The sequence below is a fragment of the Stenotrophomonas sp. genome (genome assembly GCF_032056425.1).
Lineage (GTDB): Bacteria > Pseudomonadota > Gammaproteobacteria > Xanthomonadales > Xanthomonadaceae > Stenotrophomonas.
In genome coordinates, this window is the sequence record NZ_DAMBCN010000004.1 from 239,695 (window position 1) to 257,435 (window position 17,741).

Genomic DNA, 17,741 nt, shown 5'->3' on the forward strand with positions numbered 1-17,741 from the left:
AAAAGGGCGGGGAAATCCCCGCCCTTTTCGTGTCCAGCGTTGGCCGCGCGATCAGGTCAGTGCGATCGGCTTGTTCTTGCGTTCGGCCAGGCGCTTTTCCAGGTAGTGGATGTTCTGCCCACCGGCCTGGAAGCCCTTGTCACGCATGATGCGCTGCTGCAGCGCGACGTTGGTCTTGATGCCGTCCACCACCATTTCGCTCAGCGCCACCCGCATGCGGGCGATGGCGGTTTCGCGGTCCGGGCCGTGCACGATCAGCTTGCCGATCATCGAGTCGTAGTTCGACGGCACGCGGTAGCCACTGTAGATGTGGGTGTCCACGCGCACGCCGGGGCCACCCGGCGGATGGAAGCCGGTGATGGTGCCCGGGCTCGGCACGAAGGTTTCAGCATCTTCGGCGTTGATGCGGCACTCGATGGCATGGCCGGTCAGGACTACGTCGCTCTGCTTGATCGACAGTTTCTGGCCAGCGGCGATCTTCAGCTGCTCGGCCACCAGGTCGATGCCGGTGACCATTTCGGTGACCGGATGTTCCACCTGGATGCGGGTGTTCATTTCGATGAAGTAGAAGCGGCCGTCCTCGTACAGGAACTCGAACGTGCCCGCGCCGCGGTAGCCGATGCGGATGCAGGCTTCCACGCACACCTTGCCGATCTGCTCGCGCTGCTCGGCGCTGATGCCCGGTGCCGGGGCTTCTTCCACCACCTTCTGGTGGCGGCGCTGCATCGAGCAGTCGCGCTCACCCAGGTGGATGGCGTTGCCCTGGCCGTCGGCCAGCACCTGGATTTCCACGTGGCGCGGATTCTCCAGGAACTTCTCCATGTAGACCTCGCCATTGCCGAACGCGGCCTTGGCCTCGCTCTTGGTGGTTTCGATCGAGGTCTTCAGCGAGGCTTCGGCGTGCACCACGCGCATGCCGCGGCCACCGCCGCCACCGGCCGCCTTGATGATGACCGGGTAGCCGATCTCACGGGCGATCTTGGTGTTGGCCACGATGTCTTCGCCCAGCGGGCCGCCCGAGCCGGGCACGCACGGCACGCCGGCGGACTTCATCGCACGGATGGCTTCGACCTTGTCACCCATCATGCGGATGGTGTCGGCCTTGGGACCGATGAAGATGAAGCCGGACTCTTCCACGCGCTCGGCGAAATCGGCGTTCTCCGACAGGAAGCCGTAGCCCGGGTGGATGGCCTGGGCATCGGTGACTTCAGCGGCGGCGATCAGTGCCGGAATGTTGAGGTAGCTCTGCGGCGACGGTGCCGGGCCGATGCAGACCGACTCGTCGGCCATGGCCACGTGCTTGAGGTTGCGGTCGACCGTGGAGTGCACGGCCACCGTGCGGATGCCCAGGGTGTGGCACGCGCGCAGGATGCGCAGCGCGATCTCCCCTCGGTTGGCAATGACGACTTTGTCGAGCATGGCGTGCCCCTCAGCCGATCACGAACAGCGGCTGGTCGAATTCCACCGGCTGGCCGTTCTCGCCCAGGATGGCGACGATGGTGCCGGACTTGTCGGCTTCGATCGGGTTGAACATCTTCATCGCTTCGATGATGGCCAGGGTTTCGCCTTCCTTGACCTGCTGGCCAACGGTGACGAAGGCCGGCTTGTCCGGGGCCGCCGAAGCGTAGAAGGTGCCGACCATCGGCGAGCGCAGCACGTGGCCTTCCGGCAGGGCCGGGCCCGGCTTGGCGGTGCCGCCGGTGGAGGCTTCGGTGGGCGACTGCATCGGCATGGCCGGCGCGGCCGGGGCCGCCGGAGCGGCGTACACCGGGGCAGCGACCGGGGCGGCGTAGCCGGCCACCGGGGCGCGCGACAGGCGCACGGACTCTTCGCCTTCCTTGATTTCGATTTCAGCCAGGTTCGACTCTTCCAGCAGGTCGATCAGCTTCTTGATTTTGCGCAGATCCATGAGGGCCTCTTTGGTTTCTATCTAGGTGAGGAGGGCGCCGTGGGCGCCCGGTTCGACAATCAGGTGGCCGACAGCCGCAGCAGGGCCGCGTCCATCGCGTAGCGGTAGCTGTCGGCGCCGAAGCCGCACACCACGCCCACCGCCTTGTCGCTGAAATAGCTGTGCTGGCGGAACGGTTCGCGGGTATGCGGGTTGGACAGGTGGATTTCGATGAACGGCACCGCCACCGCGGCCAGCGCGTCGCGCAAGGCGACCGAGGTGTGGGTGAAGGCGGCCGGGTTGATCAGGATGAAAGCGGTTCCGTCGGCGCGCGCGGCCTGTACGCGGTCCACCAGCACGTGCTCGGCGTTGGACTGCAGGCTGTCCACGGCGTGGCCGGCGGCGCCCGCCTGGGCGGCCAGGGCCTGGTCGATGTCGGCCAGCGTGGTGTGCCCGTAGACCTCCGGCTCGCGCGTACCGAGCAGGTTGAGGTTGGGGCCGTGCAGGACCAGCAGCTTCGCCATGGAATCCGATCAACGGGAAAGGGCGGCAGTCTGGCGGAAGCTGAGGATGGTGTCCAGTTCGGCGAAGTTTGCGGCGTTTCAATCGTTTGTTTGAAATCTGCCGAGGCCCTTGTGGCCGTATGCGGCAGGGCGGATCAAGGCTGGCTGAACGTTGTCATCGGCGGCGATGGCAGCACGTACGCCGACAATGGCCTCGGCGGGGTAGGTCCGCGCCATGCGGGGATGAATGTACCGCGCTCAGGTCTCCAGCGGCACCGTGGGCACCACGTTGGGAAAGACTTCTTCCAGCGCTTCGGTTTCCCCCGGTGGCGGCGCAGGCCAGTGGTAGGCATTCACTGGCTGCGCCCGGTTCACCCACAGCGCGTAGTGCAGATGGTCGGCCCGTCCATCGCCGGTATTGGGATGGATGAGGATGGTCAGGCCCAGGCTGTTGAGCTGCAGCCACGGCACCAGTACCGGCAGCAGATCGTTGGTGAACCCGAAGTAGAAGGAGGGCGTGACGTGTGGCCCACGCGGCTGCAGGTTCCAGTTGCCCAGTTCCACCGGGAAGCGCTCGGCCGCCCAGCGGCGCAGCAGCGCGGCCTTCTGGTAGCTGTCTTCGTCGAAATAGATATGCGCGTGGTAGCTCTTGATGTCGGTGTAGGCGCGTGGCCTGTCGGGCAGTGGCGTTTCCCCTGGGCGCACGCTGGCCGGGCGCGGTGTGGCTTCGCTCACCGTGTCCTGGCCCCACGGGCTGTGCCCCTGTGCAGGCGGCGGCACGATCGGACGGAAGCCCTGTCGGCCGGGTTCGGTGGTGTTGGGCGTACTAGCCCAGGTCAGCCCGCTGCGCATCGTGATCATCACCAGTGGGCGGCAGCGTGCCAGCATCGATGGGCATGTCCGGATTCCTGAAGGGGGCCTGCCACGGTTGCGCAGCGCTTGGCGCCGGTCCAATAAGCAGGCAGCATCACTTCATGAAAGCCACGCCATGTGGCGTTGAGTTGCGTGGGCCAGCGGGCTAGGGTGGCGCTGTCGCCACTCCGCCTGTCTGCCATGACTGCTACAGACGCCCAGACCCAGCGCAAGCGTGCCGCCTTCCGCCAGCTGCATGCGCAGGGTTGCTTCGTGCTGCCCAACCCGTGGGACGTGGGCAGTGCGCGCTATCTGCAGCGGCAGGGGTTCCAGGCCCTGGCCACCACCAGCGCCGGCTGTGCGTGGAGCGAAGGCCGACCCGACGGTGCGGTTTCGCTGCAGGCCACGCTGGACCATCTGCGGTTGATGGCCGCTGCCACCGATCTGCCGTTGAACGCCGACTTTGGTGATGGTTTCGGTGCAACACCCGATGATGTGGGGCAGGCGGTAACCGCGGCGCTGGACACCGGCATTGCCGCGCTGTCGATCGAAGATGCCAGCGGTCTGGCCGACTCACCCCTGCGCCCGCTGGAAGAGGCCGTGCAGCGCCTGCGCGCGGCGCGTGCGGTCATTGATCGTGCCGCGGCCGATGTACTGCTTGTGGCCCGCGCAGAGAACTTCTTCGTGGGCGTGCCGGACCTGGAAGACACGCTGCAGCGCCTGCGTGCCTACGCGGATGCCGGCGCCGATGTGTTGTACGCACCGGGCATCACCACGGTCGAACAGATCCAAGCGGTGGTGGCCGCAGCCGATGGCGCGCCGGTGAACCTGCTGGTGGGTGGGCCGACGTCGCTTACGTTGCGGGACATCGCGGCGCTGGGCGTGCGCCGGGTCAGCCTGGGCGGTGCACTGGCCCGCGCGGCGTGGGGAGGGTTGATGCAGGCCACCGATCCGCTTGTGCGCGAGGGGCGCTTCGATGGGCTGCAGCAGGCCGCGGCAGGCGCAGCCCTGAACGACCTGTTCCAGCCGTAGCGGCCGCGGTAGATCCACGCCATGCGTGGATGGGGGCGCAGGCTGGGGTCAGAGCCCTTCGCTGAGCGAAGGGATCCTGACCCCGGGGTCAGATCCCGTTGCCTGGCAACGGGCTCTGACCCCACGGCCTGATCAGAACCGCGCGGTGGCGCCGACGAAGAACGTGCGCGCGCCGCCGTCGTAGTTGTTGCCTTCGTCGATGGTGGACACATCGCCCACGTTCAGCACGCCGGCACGCAGGGTCAGGTTCTCGTTCACGTCGAAGCCGGTGACCAGATCCCAGGTGGTGTAGGCTTTGGCGAAGGTCGCGCTGGTGGCCGACACCAGCTGCCTGCCGATGTGCTGCGCACTGGCGTTCAGCGACCAGGCGTCGGTCACCTGCCATTCCAGCGAGGTGTTGGCGGTCAGTTCCGGTACCACCAGCAAGGTGGCGCCGGTGGTGCGGTTCTTCGATTCCAGCATGCGCGTGGCATTGGTGGTCCAGCTCAGGCGCTCGTGCAGCGGCACGGTCACGCTGGCTTCCACGCCGCGGGTGCGTGCCCTCTGGATGTTCTGTGCCACCGTCCACCAGTAGCCGTTGACGAAGCTGGTGGTCTGGCCGGGAATCTGGCTCAGCGGCACCTGCTCGATCTTGTCGTCGAAGTTGGTCAGGAAGTAGGTGGCCGACGCCGACCAGCCGCCCTGGTCGTAGCCCAGGCCCAGCTCGTAGTTGGTGCTGGTTTCCGGTTCCAGGTTCGGGTTGCCGGCCATGTAGCAGCCGCGGGTGCCATCGGCATTCACCGAGGTGCTGCTCCAGCCTTCGACGGTCAACGCGCGGCAGCCGTTGCCACCGGACTGGGTGGCCGCGCCGGCGGTGCCCTGCTTCAGGTTGGGCGCGCGGAAGCCCTTGGAAATGCCGCCACGCACGGTCCATGCGTCGGCCGGGTGCCAGACGCCGTAGATGCGCGGGCTCAGGTTGTCGTCGTAGTTGTCAGTGTTGTCCCAGCGCAGGCCCAGGGTCAGCACGAAGCGCTCGTGCAGGGTGATGTGGTCTTCGGCGAACAGCGCCCAGGAATCGGCCTCGCTGGTCGGGCTGATGCGGCCGCTGCCGGTCCAGGTGACCGGCACGGTGCCGATCGTGTCGCTGTTTTCCAGCTCCTCGCGCTTCCATTGCCCGCCCACGTTCAGGCTGTGCTCGAAGCCCCAGTGGAAGCCGGTGGTGAAGGCGGTATCGAAGACGGTTTCCTTCGAGTGGTTGCCCACCGTGCTGCCTTTGTCCTCGTAATCGTTCTGCACCAGCGTGGTCTTGGACGTGCTGGCGTCGCCGTACTTGCCGTCATGGCTGAGCACGTAGCCGGTCTGCACCAGCTTGGACAGACCCCAGCTGCTGACCGCGCCGGCGCCGCTGTTGCGCTGGGTGCCACGCGAGGCTTCCACGCCCACGCTGTGGTTGTCGTTCACCCGCCAGTGGAACTGCACGTTGGCATTTTCCGCCTTGTTGCCTGGGGTCTGCCGCGCGCCACGATCCGACTCGCGGTCGGTCACGTTGGCGCCCACGCGCACGCCCAGGTTCTGGGTGAGCGGGCCACTGAACAGTGCGCCCATCTGCGTGGTGTTGCCGCGCGTATCCGAATCGGGCTTGCTGTAGTTGAAGGTGGCCGAGCCACCCCAGTGGTCGGCGATCTTGCGGGTGATGATGTTGATCACACCACCCATCGCATCCGAACCGTACAGCGAGGACATCGGGCCGCGCACCACTTCAATGCGTTCGATCATGTCCGGCGACAGCCAGTTCAGATCCTGTGGGCCCAGGTCATCGCGGTAGTTCACGCCGGCTGAGCTGCCCTGGCGGCGGCCGTCGATCAGGATCAGCGTGTACTGCTCGGGCAGGCCGCGCAGGCGGATCTTCGACTGCGCACCGGACAGCGCGTAGCCACCGGTCACGCCGGGCACGGTGCTCAGCAGCTGGCCGATGCTGCTGACCGGCTTGCGCTCGATCTCCTCGCGGGTGATCACGCTGATGCTGGCCGGGGCATCCTTGATCCACTGCTGGGCACCGGTGGCGGTGACCACCACGGTGTCCAGCTGGCGCGCCGAGGAGGCATCGGCGCTGGCATCAGCGTGGGCATGGGCAGCCAGCGCCAGACCGATCGCGGCGGTCAGGGTGGCAACGGAACGGCGGCGGTTCGGTGAGGCGTGCGACATCGCGCAGGTACTCCTGTGAGGGGGTCCACTGGCGATGGCTGGGACGTCCGTGTGTGGGGGTTTCAGTATTCCTTAACAATCGTATCACGAATCATTCGCATTTGATGCAGGGCGATACACAGGGCCACGGTGGGCCCTGTGTGGTCGTGGCCCCTAGCGCCGGTAGCGCGCGGGTACTTCGCTGCGTGACAGGTTGGGGGCCATGGCCAACCGTGCCGCCTGCAGGGCGGCGAACTGCGCGTCATCCGGCAGCGGGGGAAGGGTGATGGTCTCCCCCAGATCCAGGCCCACCAGCGCCGCATCGACCATGTCGCCGGTTTCCATCAGGAAGCCCGGCGGGAAGCTGTCGACATCGCGCCCGGCCTTTTCCCAGAGCTCGGTGCGGGTGGCGCCCGGCAGCACCGCTTGCACCCGCAGCCCCTGCGGTTCCCACTGTGCTGCCAGCGCCTGGCTCAGGTTCAGCAGGTAGGCCTTGGTACCGCTGTACACGCCTTCGAACATCTCTGGCGCCAGGGCCAGCACCGACGACAGGTTGATGATCGTGCCGCGGCCCTGTGCCAGGAAGGCGCGGCCGGCGGCGGCACACAGGCGGGTGGGCGCGGTGACGTTCAGGGCGATGATCTGCTCCAGCGCCTGCGGCGTGTTGTCGAGCAATCCGCCTTTCAGCGACATGCCGGCGTTGTTCACCAGTACGTCGATATCGCCGCGCTGAAGGCGCGCTTCCACGCGCGCCAGATCATCAGCGGCGGTCAGGTCGGCGGTAAGCACTTCCACGGCACAGCCATGCTCGGTGCGCAGGCGCTCGGCCAGCGCGGCAAGGCGCTGGGCATCGCGCGCTACCAGCACCAGCGCATGGCCACGGCGGGCGAAGCGATCGGCGTACACGGCACCAATGCCGGTGGAAGCGCCGGTCACCAGCGCGATGGGGGAGGTTTTCATGGGTATTCCAGGCAGGGAAGGGATCAGCGGTTCACATCAACCAGGGTGCGGCCCTTGGCCTGGCCCTGCAGCATGCGTGCGGTGAAGGCCGGTACCTCGCCCAGGCCGATCTCGTGGGTGGTGGCCGCCAGCTTGGCCAGGTCCAGATCGGCGGCCAGGCGCTGCCATGCCTGTTCGCGCAGCGCCGCCGACGCACGTACCGAATCGATGCCGGCCAGGGTGACGCCACGCAGGATGAATGGCAGCACCGTGCCCGGCAGTTCGCGCCCGCCGACGAAGCCACAGGTGGTGGCAATGCCGCGATAGCGTGTCTGCGCCAGTGCGTTCACCAGCGTCTGTCCGCCCACCGCATCCAGGGTGGCGGCCCACCGCTCGGCCTGCACGGGCGCGCCCTGTGCGGACAGGGGGGCGCGGTCAATGATCTCTGCCGCGCCCAAGGCGCGCAGGTACTCGGCTTCGGCGGGCTTGCCGGTGGACGCCACCACCCGGTAGCCTCGGCCCGACAACAGGGCGACAGCCACCGAGCCCACGCCACCGGATGCACCGGTGACCAGCACATCGCCGTCGCCCGGTGCGACCCCATGGCGCTCCACTTCCAGCAGGCTGAGCATGGCGGTCAGGCCGGCGGTGCCGATGGCCATGGCGGCGCGCGCGTCAAGTGCGGCAGGCAGCTTCACCAACCAGTCGCCCGGCACGCGCGCACGCTGTGCATAGCCGCCATGGTGGGCCTGGCTCAGGTCCCAGCCGGTGGCCACCACTGCATCGCCCGGCTGGAACCGCGGATCCGACGACGCTTCCACCGTGCCCGCAAAGTCGATTCCGGGAATCAGCGGGAAGGTCTGGATGATCTGCATGCCGGCCAGCGCGATCGCATCCTTGTAGTTCACATTCGACCATTCCACGCGCACGGACACATTGCCGTCGTGGAGGATGTCGTCCTGCAGATCCTGCAGGGTGGTGGTGACGGCGCCACCGGCGGCGCGCTCGGCAACAAGGGCTCGGAAGGACATGGGATTTCCGTGGGGGATGGACGTGGTGCGACTATAGGCAGGCACCGCCGTGTGCGTAAGAACGCACAATTACCGCCGTTACTATCATTCGTGTGCCTATGGCAGGCAGGAGAAACGACATGCGTACCAAGCGCCTGGACCCCAAGAGCGGCTGCGCCGTGGAGCTGACACTTTCGGTGATCGGCGGAGTGTGGAAACCGCTGTTGCTGTTCCACATCCTGACCGGCAAGAAGCGCTTCATGGAACTGACCCGGCTGATTCCCAACGCCACCCAGCGCATGCTGACCCTGCAGCTGCGGGAGCTGGAAGCCGACGGCATGGTGCTGCGCCATGTCTACGCCGAAGTGCCGCCACGCGTGGAATACGAAGCTACGCCGCTGGCCCGCACGCTGGCGCCGGTCATGCTGAGCCTGCGTGAGTGGGGCGAACGCTATCGCGAACAGCAGCAGAGCCTGCCGCCACTGCCGGCACAGTGCGACGCAGACGCAGCGATGCCCGCAAAGACAGCATCGCCCGCGCGATCGCGCAAGGCAGCGAGCACGCGGGCAACGTCGCCGCAGTAACTGCAACATTGCACTGCTATAACGTTGCGCCGTCGGCGGCGGTGTCCGCCTTGCAGTGCAGGAAACGCATGACCCGAGTTCTTTCGCGGCGCTGGCTGCGCCCGTCGCTGCTGGCCATGGTGGCCGCTCTGGCCGCATGCCAGCCCGTCGCGCGCGGTGACGCGCCTCCGGCCGGAACCACCCGGCCGCACAACGTGATCGTGATGATCAACGACGGCGCCGGCTGGGGCACCTGGGATGCTGCCGCTTACTGGCAGTACGGCAGTCGCGAGGGCGCGCCCTACGCGCAGTTCCCGCAGCGCCTGGGCGTGACCACGTTCCCGTTGAACGCCAGCAGCCAGCCCACCCGCGATGCTGCGCAGACCATCGGCTACGACCCATCGCGCGCCTGGAGTGCCACCGCCGTACCCGCCACCGACCTGCCGTTCGAGGGCTACCAGTACCTGGCCGCCGTGGCCACCGACAGTGCCGCGGCCGGCACCGCGTTGTCTTCCGGGATGAAGACGTACAACAACGCGATCAACTTCAGCAACGACGGCGTGCCGGTGGACTTCAACACACTGCGCGCCAAGCGCCTGGGCATGGCCACCGGCGTGGTCACCTCGGTACCTTTCGCACACGCAACGCCCGCGGCGTTCGCCGCGCAGAACGAATCGCGCAACAGCTACCACGCCATTGCCCACCAGATGCTGGCGCAGGGCCACATGGATCTGGTGATGGGCACCGGCGGCCCCGGCTTCAGCGTGGACGGCAGGCCCTGCGTGGACGGCCTGGATGCGGTCGCCGCCGAAGGCTGCCAGAACCCCTGGGAATGGGTGTCGCAGCAGGATTGGCAGCAGCTGGAAGCGGGCACGCCGATTGACGGCAATCCGTCCGGTGCATGGCGACTGATACGCAGCAAGGACGAATTCACCGCGTTGGCCGCAGGCCGCCTGCCCAGCGATCGCCCGCTGATCGGCGTGCCGCAGGTCGCCAACACGCTGCAGCAGGCGCGGCAGCTGGTCGTGGTCGGGCGCGATGCGGCGACACCTTCCGGGGTGAAGAAGATCGACAGCGTGCCCGACCTGGCCACCATGACCCGGGGTGCGTTGCAGTTCCTGCAGCAGCGCTCGCCGAAGGGCCTGTTCCTGATGGTGGAAGGTGGGGCCACCGATTGGGCTGCGCATACCAGCGCCTGCGGCACCGAATGGCATTACGGCGCCTGCACCGACCAGCCGCAGTTCGGCCGTCTGATCGAGGAAACGGTGGAGTTCAACGATGCGGTCGCCGCGGTGATCGAGTGGGTCGAACGCAATGGCGGTTGGGAACGCAACCTGCTGATCATCACCACCGACCACGACAACAGCATGCCGATGGGCCCGGATGCACAGCAGGTGGCGTTCCAGCCGGTACGCAACAACGGCCGCGGGCAGGTGCCGGGCATGAGCTTCCGCCCCACCGGCAACCATTCCAACGGGCTGGTGCCGCTGTGGGCCAAGGGCAACGGCGCCGAAGCCTTGGCCCGGCGCGTGCGCGGCGTCGATGCCGGTTACCGCCAGCACGTGGGCTGGAATGACGGCAGCTACATCGACAACACCGACGTAGCGATGGCCGTGCAGGAAGCCTTGAGCCGCTGACTTCGCTCTTTGTAGAGTCGAGCTTGCTCGACTGCCCTTCGCTTCGCTCTTCGTAGCGTCGAGCCACGCTCGACTGCCCTTCGCTCTGTGTAGCGTCGAGCCATGCTCGACTGCATCTGGCAACCCAGTCGAGCAAGCTCGACTCTACGATTCCCGGCAGTCGAGCAAGCTCGACTCTTACCGGATCAGGGCCAGATAGCCGGTCACCGTCAGCAGCGACATCACGGTCGTTCCCAGCACCGTCGCCGCAGTGGTGGACGCCTCGCGGCGATGGAACTCGGCCAGCATGAACGGCCCGGTGCCGGTGGGCAGCGCGGCCAGCAACACCGCTGCATGCACCAACGCGGTGGGCAGCGCAAACACCTGCGTGGCCAGCAACCAGACCAGCAACGGTTGCAGCAGCAGCTTTGCAGCGCCCAGCCCCAGTGCGCTGCGTGCGGCGCCCGCGGCCACACTGCGGCGCTCGCCCAGGAACAGGCCCAGGGCGATCAGCGCACACGGCGCGGCGGCGCTGCCCAGCAGCTTCAGAAACGCGTCCACGGGGGCCGGCAGGGCCAGACCGGTAGCCATCGGCACGATGCCCAGCGCCGGTGCCAGCAGCAGCGGATTGCGTGCCAGCGATCGACTGACCTTCCACAGCAGGTGGTGCAGGCGCTGTTCGCGTTGCAGGCCCGCTTCGATCAGGACGATGGCCACCGCGAACAACACGCAGACGGTCAGCAGGGTGGCGACCAGTGTCGGCGCCAAGGCAGGCGGGCCCAGCACCGCCGCTGCCAGCGGAAAACCGATGAACCCGGTGTTCGCGTAAGCGGCATTCAGCCCGTCGATGCTGGCATCGGCCACGGCGTGGCCGGCGCGCCAGCGCAGCAGCACCGTGGCCGTGAACACCAGTGCCGTGCCGATACCGAAGCTGAGGACGAAGCCGGGGTGCCAGAGGTCGCGCCACTGCGCGTGGGCCACCACGTCGAACAGCAGCGCGGGCAGCGCAAGGTAGACCACGAACCGGTTCAGTTCGCTGGTGGAATGCGGGCCCAGCGCACCGCTGCGGCGCGCCAGTCCGCCGGCCAGTACCAGGGCAAAGATGGGAAGGACGATGGCCAGCACAGACCACATGGCGGCGGAGGATCCACGGAAGGGCTTACAAGGCTAGAGAGCGCCGGCAATACCTTCCAATGCTTTCTTGGGCGTTCAGCGATACCCTTTGTGCATGATTGATATCCGCCCGTTACGCTATTTCCTCGCCGTGGCCGACACCCTGCATTTCGGCCGGGCGGCCGAGCGCCTGCATGTCACCCAGCCACCGCTGAGCCGCCAGATCGCGGCGCTGGAACGGGCGTTGGGCGTCGCGCTGTTCGAGCGGGATTCGCGCCATGTGCGGCTGACCCCGGCCGGACAGCGTTTCCGGGACGATGCGCGTGCCGTGCTGTTGTCGCTGCAGCAGGCCTGCCAGACCGCCCGGCAGATCGATGCGGGGGAACAGGGCGAGCTGAAGGTCGGCTTCATGATGCATGCGGCACACAGCTCGGTGCCTCCGCTGGCGCGAAGGTTCATGGCAGCGTGCCCGCAGGTACAGCTGCGCCTGCGCGAGGCATTGCCCGTGGCATTGCTGGACGGCGTGCTCAGCGGCGAGCTGGATGCCGGCATCGGCTTCGCACCGGCCTCCCGGCGCGGGCTGGAGATGCAGCCTTTGCTGCAGGAGCCGTTATGTGTGGTGGTGCCGCTGGGCCACCGCCTGGCGCGGCGGCGTCAGGTGGCCGTGGCTGCGCTGGCCGATGAAGGCCTGATCACCGCGCCCGCCGAGGTGGTGCCGACGCTGCGCGAAGCGATCGACGCGTGCTTCCAAGCTGCCGGCCTGGAACCCCGGATTCGTCTGGAGGTGCAGCTTCAGCAGAGTATCGTGAGCCTGGTGGCCGAAGGGCTGGGTAGTGCACTGGTGCCCGCGTCGCTGCGGCGGCTTGGGGTTCCGGGCGTGGCATTCGTGGCGCTGAAGGAGGCCCCGCAGGTGCAGCAGGTGCTGTTCTGGCGCGCCAGCAACCGCAACCCGGCCCTGCAGCGCCTGCGCGGCTGCATCACCCGCGAGCTTCGCTCTTTGTAGAGTCGAGCCATGCTCGACTGCTCTTCGCCCTTTGTAGAGTCGAGCCATGCTCGACTGGACCGCCAGAAGCAGTCGAGCATGGCTCGACTCTACAGAACACGGCCCTCATCGCAGCAGCGTGACCTGCTGCCCGGCACGTTCAAACGCTTCGGCCAGCAGCGTTGTCGCACGGATTGCATCCACTTCCGCAAACAACGCCTGCAGCGCGGCGGCTGGGCGCGCTGCAGGTGCGGCGACCGCCTGGGCGATAGCGGTGAAACGGTCAGCCACCACGCGGTGGCCGGGATGCTGCGCCGCCCACGCCTGCAACGGCTGGCGCACACCTGCGGCCGCGTCCAGGCGCTGCTGGTCGAACAAGGCGATGGCCGCTGCTGACGTATCCGCGCGTTCGATGCGTGCGTGCTGCAGGGCACGGCTGAGGAACAGGTCGTAGGCCGCACCGCGCCCCACCGCTATGCGCACGCCCGGGCGATCGAGATCGGCCACCTGCTGCGCCGGGCTGTCATCACGCACCACGTAGGTACCCTCGATTTCCACATACGGTGCGCTGAAGGCAACGCGATCGGCGCGTGCGGGATCGACGGCCAGGAAAGCCAGGTCCCACTCATCAGCGGCGGCGGCGGCAACCACCGCTGCGGCGGCGTCATGGCAGGTGAAACGGGCCTTGACCCCCAGCCGCTGCGCCAGCGCCGTGGCAAGCTCCACCGAAGGGCCGCGCGGCGCCGATGCGTCGCCCTGCGCCAGCACCGGGTTGCCCAGGTTGATGGCAACCCGCAGGTAGCCGAACGGTGCAAGTGCAACGCGGTAGTCGGACAGTGGCATGGGGCACTCCGGAATGCTAAGGAACCTCAGCATGCCAGCGACAGCGTGCGCAGGGCGTACCCGTCTGATGACACCCGCGGACAGTGGAAGGCGATTACCCTGCGCATCATCTGAAGCGAAGTGGTGCTGCGATGAACCCCGTCATGCATGTCGAGATTCCGGTGGCCGACCTGGCCCGAGCCACCGCGTTCTATCAGCGCTGGTTGCAGGTGGTGATCCACGCGCCGGTGCAGGTGCATGACTGCACGATGGCCTACCTGCCGTTCGACGATGACGCCGGCGGCGCCAGCATGGCTCTGGTACAGGGCGCGGACTATCGGCCCTCCGAGCAGGGGGCGCGCATCTACATCGGCGTCGATGATCTGGACGCCAGCCTGGCCCGTGCGCTGCAGGCGGGCGCCACGCTGCGGTTTGGCCCTGCCGAGGCCGGTGGCTGGCACGTGGCGGAGATCGTCGACAGCGAAGGCAACCGTATTGCCGTGCAGGCCCCGATGGCCTGACGCCCGGTCATGGGCGCGGGGACTGCCACCGCTGCAACCACCCTGCAATGGCCGGGTCCAGCCGCGCATCGTCGGGAAGCCGCACGCCGAAACGATCCTGCAGTACCTGCCGGACATCAGCCACATCGCGCAGGGCTCGCTTGTCTGGCGCTTGGCCGGCGCGGTACTCGGTGCAGTGGCCGCTGCCGAGGGTGCGGCGCCAATCCGGGCCGGCCAGCGAAGCACGCAGCTCGCCCGGGAAACTGGAGCGCGGGTGCGTGCACACATACCAGTTGCCCACTTCGTTGTCGGCCGGCGCCGGTGAGACCAGGTCGAAGCGATACAGCGACCGCCAGTCATCGCCGCTGCTGGCCGCCAGCAGGAAATCGCCATCGTCCAGCGGCTGCAGCCGGTAGCGCTCGTGCGGCGTTTCCTGTGCCGCGGTCGTGTGCAGGCGCAGCGGCACCGTCGGGGTCAGGCTGCCGAACCCCGCATCCACCAGCCAGTCCTCGCCTTCCAGCCGTACCCGGATCAACAAATGGGTACGCGGGGTCAGTTCCCCTTCGCCGGCCGACAGCAGCACGCGTGCGCTCAGCGGGTGTGCGTCGAAACCCAGTGCCTGCAGCAGCGCCAGCAAGGCGCCGTTGAGTTCGAAGCAGTAACCGCCGCGTTGGGCATGCAGCAGCTTGCGCTGCACGCTGTCCAGGTCGATCGGCACTGCATCGCGCAGCAGACAGGTCAGGGTCTCGAACGGCAACAGGGCGTTGTGGCGCTGCTGCAGCAGGGTCAGGCCGGCCACCGTGGCGGGCGGCGGCGCGTCCAGCTGCAGGCGCTGCAGATAGCGGTCGATATCGAGCGGGGTCATCGCGGCACCGGGCGGGCAGGGGCCCTTACTGTGCGACCGCAACGTGGGTTGAGGTCAAGCACCCTGCCGCCTGCTTCAGTACACGTCGCGTCGGTAGCGCCCGTTCTCCAGCAGGGTTTCCACGGCTTCGTCGCCCAGCGCGGCGCGCAGCACCTGGTCCACGCCTTCGGCCATGCCCTGCAGCGAACCGCAGACGTGGATCACCGCACCGCGTGCCAGCCATTCCAGCAGTTCGGGGGTCGCGGCCTGCAGACGGTGCTGCACGTAGCCGCCGCCGTCTGCATCGCGCGAGAACGCCAGGTCCACCCGCGCCAGATGGCCTTCGGTCTGCCAGTGATCAATCTCTTGGGCGAACAGCAGATCGTGCGCGCGCTGGCGCTCGCCGAACAGCAGCCAGTGCCCGTGCTCGCTGTCTGCAGCGGCTTCGCGCAGCAGGCTGCGCAGGCCGGCGATGCCGGTGCCGTTGCCGATCAGCACCATTGGCGAGGCGGCCACGCGCTGGAAACCGGGGTTGTGGTGCACGCGCGCACTGATGTTTTCGCCCAGCGATGCATGCAGGCACAGCCAGCCTGAGCCCAAGCCTGGGCGCCCGGTGCTGTCGTGGGTCAGGCGTACCACCAGTTCCACCACGCCGTCGGCAGCACAGGAGGCGATCGAGTACTCGCGGCTGGGCAGCAGCGGCAACGCCGACAGCCACTGGCAGGCATCCTGAACTGGCACGGCGGGCACGCCATCGGGCAGCACCCGCTCGCTGGCCAGCTGCAACAGGCTACGGCTCTGCGGGTCCACGTGCATTGTCTGCTGCGGGTCAAGGCCGTGCGCCTGCAGCACCACGCGCACCTGTGCGGCGGTGTTGCGGGGGGCGACATGCAGGATGTCGCCGCCTTTCCACTGCACGCGCGCAGGGGGCGCCAGCCGGATCTTCCAGATCTGTCCGCCCATGCTGCCCGGATTGAGCAGCGTGCGCCCCCGCAATGGCCAGTCGTGCATCATCGTGGCCGCAGGCAGCACGCTGTCATCGGTCTGTATGCCGGTCAGTGCGCTCAGTTGCAGCTGCCACTCATGCAGGGCAGGCACGGCGGCGGCGTCCACCTCGATGCGGGCGAACAGCGGCTGCGCGCCGTTGCGTGCCAGCCATTCGTCCACCTGCACGCCGAAGGCGCAGAAATGGGGGTACTGGCGGTCACCCAGCGCCAGCAGCCCATAGCGCAGGCCGGAAAGATCAGCCGACTGCGCGAGCAGCTGTCGGGCCGCGCGGCGCGCGCTGTCCGGTGGCTCGCCATCGCCGAATGTGCTGAGCACGAACAGCACCTGTGGCGTTTCCTGCAGCTGTTGCAGGCTGACCCGCGACAACGGCAGTACCTGCACGGGGTGCCCGGCGGCCTGCAGCTGCGCCGCTGCACGCCAGGCCAATTGCTCGGCCAGGCCGCTCTGGCTGGCATGTATCACCCGCCACGGCGTGCCTTCGTGGGCGGCGCTGACGCTGCCGTCCGGCAGCGACTGGCGCAACGCGCGCGCGGCGCGTTGGCTGCGGCGGCGGTCCAGGTACAGCATCCAGCCGGTGATGAAGAACAGGGTCATGCACAGGCTGGACAGCATGACGATCACGCGACCGGGCAGGCCGAAGAAGCTGCCCGAGTGCAGCGCGAACATGCTGGTCATCACCTGGCCGCCGGCATCCAGCTGCCCGTAGGGGCGGTGTTCCAGCACGGCGCCGCTGCCCGGGTCGATCTGCAGGCTGTCCTGCGCGCGGTCATGGCCGCCGCCGCGCAGCGCCGGATCACCGGCCATCACCCGCGCGGTGATCGGCTGGCCAGGTTTGCCGGGCAGCCGCAGGTCGATGTAACCGGTGCGCACGCCCGGAAGTGCGTACAGGCTCTCCTGCACCCGTGCCAGGTCCAGCGGGGCGGTTTGCACCTGGGCACGTGGGGCGCTGCGGCCATCGCCCAGCAGGCGGGTCACGCCGTCGCGGTACCAGTCGAACGACCACCACAGGCCGGTCAACACGATGACCAGATAGACCAGCAGCACCCAGGTGCCGACCACCGAATGCAGGCTCCACAGAAAGCTGCGACCGCTGCGTTTCCATTCCACCGCCAGCCAGGTGCGCGGGTGCCACCATTTCCGGGGCCAGCGCAGGTAGAGGCCGGACAGCACGAAGAACAGCAGGATGATCGCGCAGCTGCCGGTCAGCAGCTTGCCGCGCTCGCCCGCCGCCAGATGCCGGTGCAGGTCTTCCACGAAATCGAAGAAGGCCTGGCCGCGCAGCGTGCTGAAGCGCTCGCCGCTGTACGGGTCGAAGTAGACCCAGTGTTCTTTGCCGCCTTCGAAGCGCGCCACCGACGGGCGCTGGCCGGTGGCATCCACGCGCAGGCGCTGCAAGGGGCGGTCGCTGCCGGTCTGCAGCATCGGCACCAGCTCGTCCAGGTTCAATGGCGGCTGGCCGTTGGCGTGGTGTTCGGCAATGCCGGCCAGTCCCGGGTTGGCCGCACGCAGCAGTTCGTCCTCGAACGAAAGCGCAGCGCCGCTCAGGCCCATGATGGCCAGGATGGTGCCGGCGGTGATGCCGAGGAACCAGTGCAGCTGGAACAGGACGTTCTTGAACATCGGGAGAGAGGCCGTGGGTCTGCCGCGGCATCCCTGCGCAACAGTAAATGAGAATTAATCTCGGAATTCTCCCGGTCGCGACCGGCCCGGGTCAAGGAGGGTGTTGCGGCAGGGCGGCGCCCTGCACCCGCCGACGCAACGTCAACGGCCACGTCGAAAGCCAAAGCGGGCTATCCGTGGGATGGCGGGGTGGGTCCGGTTGCGGGGGACGCTGCAAGTACGTCCTTGTAAGCTTGGCCGCGGCATCCATGCCGCGGACACCCCCGCAACCGGACCCACCCCGCCT

Annotated in this window: 15 protein-coding genes and 1 pseudogene; 5 read left to right on the plus strand and 11 right to left on the minus strand. The window is 67.8% G+C overall.

Features of this window, described 5'->3' with window-relative positions; translation table 11 throughout:
* Positions 1-51: 51 nt before the first annotated feature.
* The 4 genes from accC to RTY46_RS05315 all read right to left on the minus strand — a co-directional run bounded on the left by accC (position 52) and on the right by RTY46_RS05315 (position 3,252).
* Positions 52-1,419, minus strand: a complete 1,368-nt coding sequence (gene accC, locus RTY46_RS05300) for an acetyl-CoA carboxylase biotin carboxylase subunit (protein ID WP_312707029.1) — start codon at positions 1,417-1,419, stop codon at positions 52-54.
* Between the two features lie 10 nt (positions 1,420-1,429).
* Positions 1,430-1,909 (minus strand): acetyl-CoA carboxylase biotin carboxyl carrier protein, encoded by a 480-nt coding sequence (accB, locus tag RTY46_RS05305; RefSeq protein WP_108754331.1) that lies wholly within the window; start codon positions 1,907-1,909, stop codon positions 1,430-1,432.
* A 59-nt stretch (positions 1,910-1,968) separates the two neighbouring features.
* The gene (gene aroQ / locus RTY46_RS05310) at positions 1,969-2,412 is read right to left on the minus strand and encodes a type II 3-dehydroquinate dehydratase (RefSeq protein WP_108763040.1); all 444 of its coding nucleotides are present in this window, start codon (positions 2,410-2,412) and stop codon (positions 1,969-1,971) included.
* A gap of 237 nt (positions 2,413-2,649) precedes the next feature.
* Entirely contained in the window at positions 2,650-3,252 is a 603-nt protein-coding gene (locus RTY46_RS05315) for a DOPA 4,5-dioxygenase family protein (RefSeq protein ID WP_312707051.1), read from the minus strand.
* Between the two features lie 192 nt (positions 3,253-3,444).
* Between RTY46_RS05315 and RTY46_RS05320 the strand changes: the two genes are divergently transcribed.
* Positions 3,445-4,275, plus strand: a complete 831-nt coding sequence (locus RTY46_RS05320; protein WP_312707030.1) for an isocitrate lyase/phosphoenolpyruvate mutase family protein — start codon at positions 3,445-3,447, stop codon at positions 4,273-4,275.
* A 132-nt stretch (positions 4,276-4,407) separates the two neighbouring features.
* Here the strand turns inward: RTY46_RS05320 and RTY46_RS05325 are convergent, their stop codons facing one another.
* The 3 genes from RTY46_RS05325 to RTY46_RS05335 form a co-directional block, all read right to left on the minus strand.
* Positions 4,408-6,459, minus strand: a complete 2,052-nt coding sequence (locus RTY46_RS05325; RefSeq protein WP_312707032.1) for a TonB-dependent receptor — start codon at positions 6,457-6,459, stop codon at positions 4,408-4,410.
* Positions 6,460-6,612: 153 nt separating this feature from the next.
* Entirely contained in the window at positions 6,613-7,398 is a 786-nt protein-coding gene (locus RTY46_RS05330; RefSeq protein ID WP_312707033.1) for an SDR family oxidoreductase, read from the minus strand.
* Positions 7,399-7,421: 23 nt separating this feature from the next.
* Positions 7,422-8,408, minus strand: a complete 987-nt coding sequence (locus RTY46_RS05335; protein ID WP_312707034.1) for an MDR family oxidoreductase — start codon at positions 8,406-8,408, stop codon at positions 7,422-7,424.
* Between the two features lie 119 nt (positions 8,409-8,527).
* Here RTY46_RS05335 and RTY46_RS05340 point away from each other — a divergent pair.
* Both RTY46_RS05340 and RTY46_RS05345 read left to right on the plus strand, forming a co-directional pair.
* Positions 8,528-8,845, plus strand: a pseudogene (locus RTY46_RS05340) (helix-turn-helix domain-containing protein); the annotation flags it as partial.
* Between the two features lie 194 nt (positions 8,846-9,039).
* Entirely contained in the window at positions 9,040-10,587 is a 1,548-nt protein-coding gene (locus RTY46_RS05345; RefSeq protein ID WP_312707035.1) for an alkaline phosphatase, read from the plus strand.
* Positions 10,588-10,764: 177 nt separating this feature from the next.
* On the opposite strand, the gene RTY46_RS05350 is transcribed toward RTY46_RS05345, so the two are convergent.
* Positions 10,765-11,700, minus strand: coding sequence for an AEC family transporter (locus RTY46_RS05350; RefSeq protein WP_312707036.1), 936 nt, complete (start codon positions 11,698-11,700; stop codon positions 10,765-10,767).
* Between the two features lie 94 nt (positions 11,701-11,794).
* Between RTY46_RS05350 and RTY46_RS05355 the strand changes: the two genes are divergently transcribed.
* A complete protein-coding gene (locus RTY46_RS05355) occupies positions 11,795-12,682 on the plus strand; it encodes a LysR substrate-binding domain-containing protein (protein ID WP_312707037.1) in 888 nt (295 codons plus the stop codon).
* 105 nt (positions 12,683-12,787) lie between these two features.
* Here RTY46_RS05355 and RTY46_RS05360 read toward each other — a convergent pair whose 3' ends face one another.
* A complete protein-coding gene (locus tag RTY46_RS05360) occupies positions 12,788-13,504 on the minus strand; it encodes a transporter substrate-binding domain-containing protein (RefSeq protein WP_312707038.1) in 717 nt (238 codons plus the stop codon).
* Positions 13,505-13,635: 131 nt separating this feature from the next.
* On the opposite strand from RTY46_RS05360, the gene RTY46_RS05365 reads away from it, so the two are divergent.
* Positions 13,636-14,004 (plus strand): VOC family protein, encoded by a 369-nt coding sequence (locus RTY46_RS05365; protein ID WP_312707039.1) that lies wholly within the window; start codon positions 13,636-13,638, stop codon positions 14,002-14,004.
* 7 nt (positions 14,005-14,011) lie between these two features.
* Here the strand turns inward: RTY46_RS05365 and RTY46_RS05370 are convergent, their stop codons facing one another.
* Positions 14,012-14,848, minus strand: coding sequence for an arylamine N-acetyltransferase (locus RTY46_RS05370; RefSeq protein WP_312707040.1), 837 nt, complete (start codon positions 14,846-14,848; stop codon positions 14,012-14,014).
* A 75-nt stretch (positions 14,849-14,923) separates the two neighbouring features.
* Complete coding sequence (locus RTY46_RS05375; RefSeq protein WP_312707042.1) at positions 14,924-17,455, minus strand: sulfite reductase flavoprotein subunit alpha; 2,532 nt, start codon at positions 17,453-17,455, stop codon at positions 14,924-14,926.
* Positions 17,456-17,741 lie beyond the last annotated feature (286 nt).

Bases quoted from the DNA above. Each gene is read 5' to 3' on its own strand.
- RTY46_RS05335 (WP_312707034.1), bottom strand. From the start codon at position 8,408: ATGTCCTTCCGAGCCCTTGTTGCCGAGCGCGCCGCCGGTGGCGCCGTC.
- RTY46_RS05315 (WP_312707051.1), bottom strand. From the start codon at position 3,252: ATGATCACGATGCGCAGCGGGCTGACCTGGGCTAGTACGCCCAACACC.
- RTY46_RS05375 (WP_312707042.1), bottom strand. From the start codon at position 17,455: ATGTTCAAGAACGTCCTGTTCCAGCTGCACTGGTTCCTCGGCATCACC.
- RTY46_RS05370 (WP_312707040.1), bottom strand. From the start codon at position 14,848: ATGACCCCGCTCGATATCGACCGCTATCTGCAGCGCCTGCAGCTGGAC.
- aroQ (WP_108763040.1), bottom strand. From the start codon at position 2,412: ATGGCGAAGCTGCTGGTCCTGCACGGCCCCAACCTCAACCTGCTCGGT.
- RTY46_RS05330 (WP_312707033.1), bottom strand. From the start codon at position 7,398: ATGAAAACCTCCCCCATCGCGCTGGTGACCGGCGCTTCCACCGGCATT.
- RTY46_RS05360 (WP_312707038.1), bottom strand. From the start codon at position 13,504: ATGCCACTGTCCGACTACCGCGTTGCACTTGCACCGTTCGGCTACCTG.
- RTY46_RS05320 (WP_312707030.1), top strand. From the start codon at position 3,445: ATGACTGCTACAGACGCCCAGACCCAGCGCAAGCGTGCCGCCTTCCGC.
- RTY46_RS05355 (WP_312707037.1), top strand. From the start codon at position 11,795: ATGATTGATATCCGCCCGTTACGCTATTTCCTCGCCGTGGCCGACACC.
- RTY46_RS05350 (WP_312707036.1), bottom strand. From the start codon at position 11,700: ATGTGGTCTGTGCTGGCCATCGTCCTTCCCATCTTTGCCCTGGTACTG.
- RTY46_RS05325 (WP_312707032.1), bottom strand. From the start codon at position 6,459: ATGTCGCACGCCTCACCGAACCGCCGCCGTTCCGTTGCCACCCTGACC.
- accB (WP_108754331.1), bottom strand. From the start codon at position 1,909: ATGGATCTGCGCAAAATCAAGAAGCTGATCGACCTGCTGGAAGAGTCG.
- RTY46_RS05345 (WP_312707035.1), top strand. From the start codon at position 9,040: ATGACCCGAGTTCTTTCGCGGCGCTGGCTGCGCCCGTCGCTGCTGGCC.
- RTY46_RS05365 (WP_312707039.1), top strand. From the start codon at position 13,636: ATGAACCCCGTCATGCATGTCGAGATTCCGGTGGCCGACCTGGCCCGA.
- accC (WP_312707029.1), bottom strand. From the start codon at position 1,419: ATGCTCGACAAAGTCGTCATTGCCAACCGAGGGGAGATCGCGCTGCGC.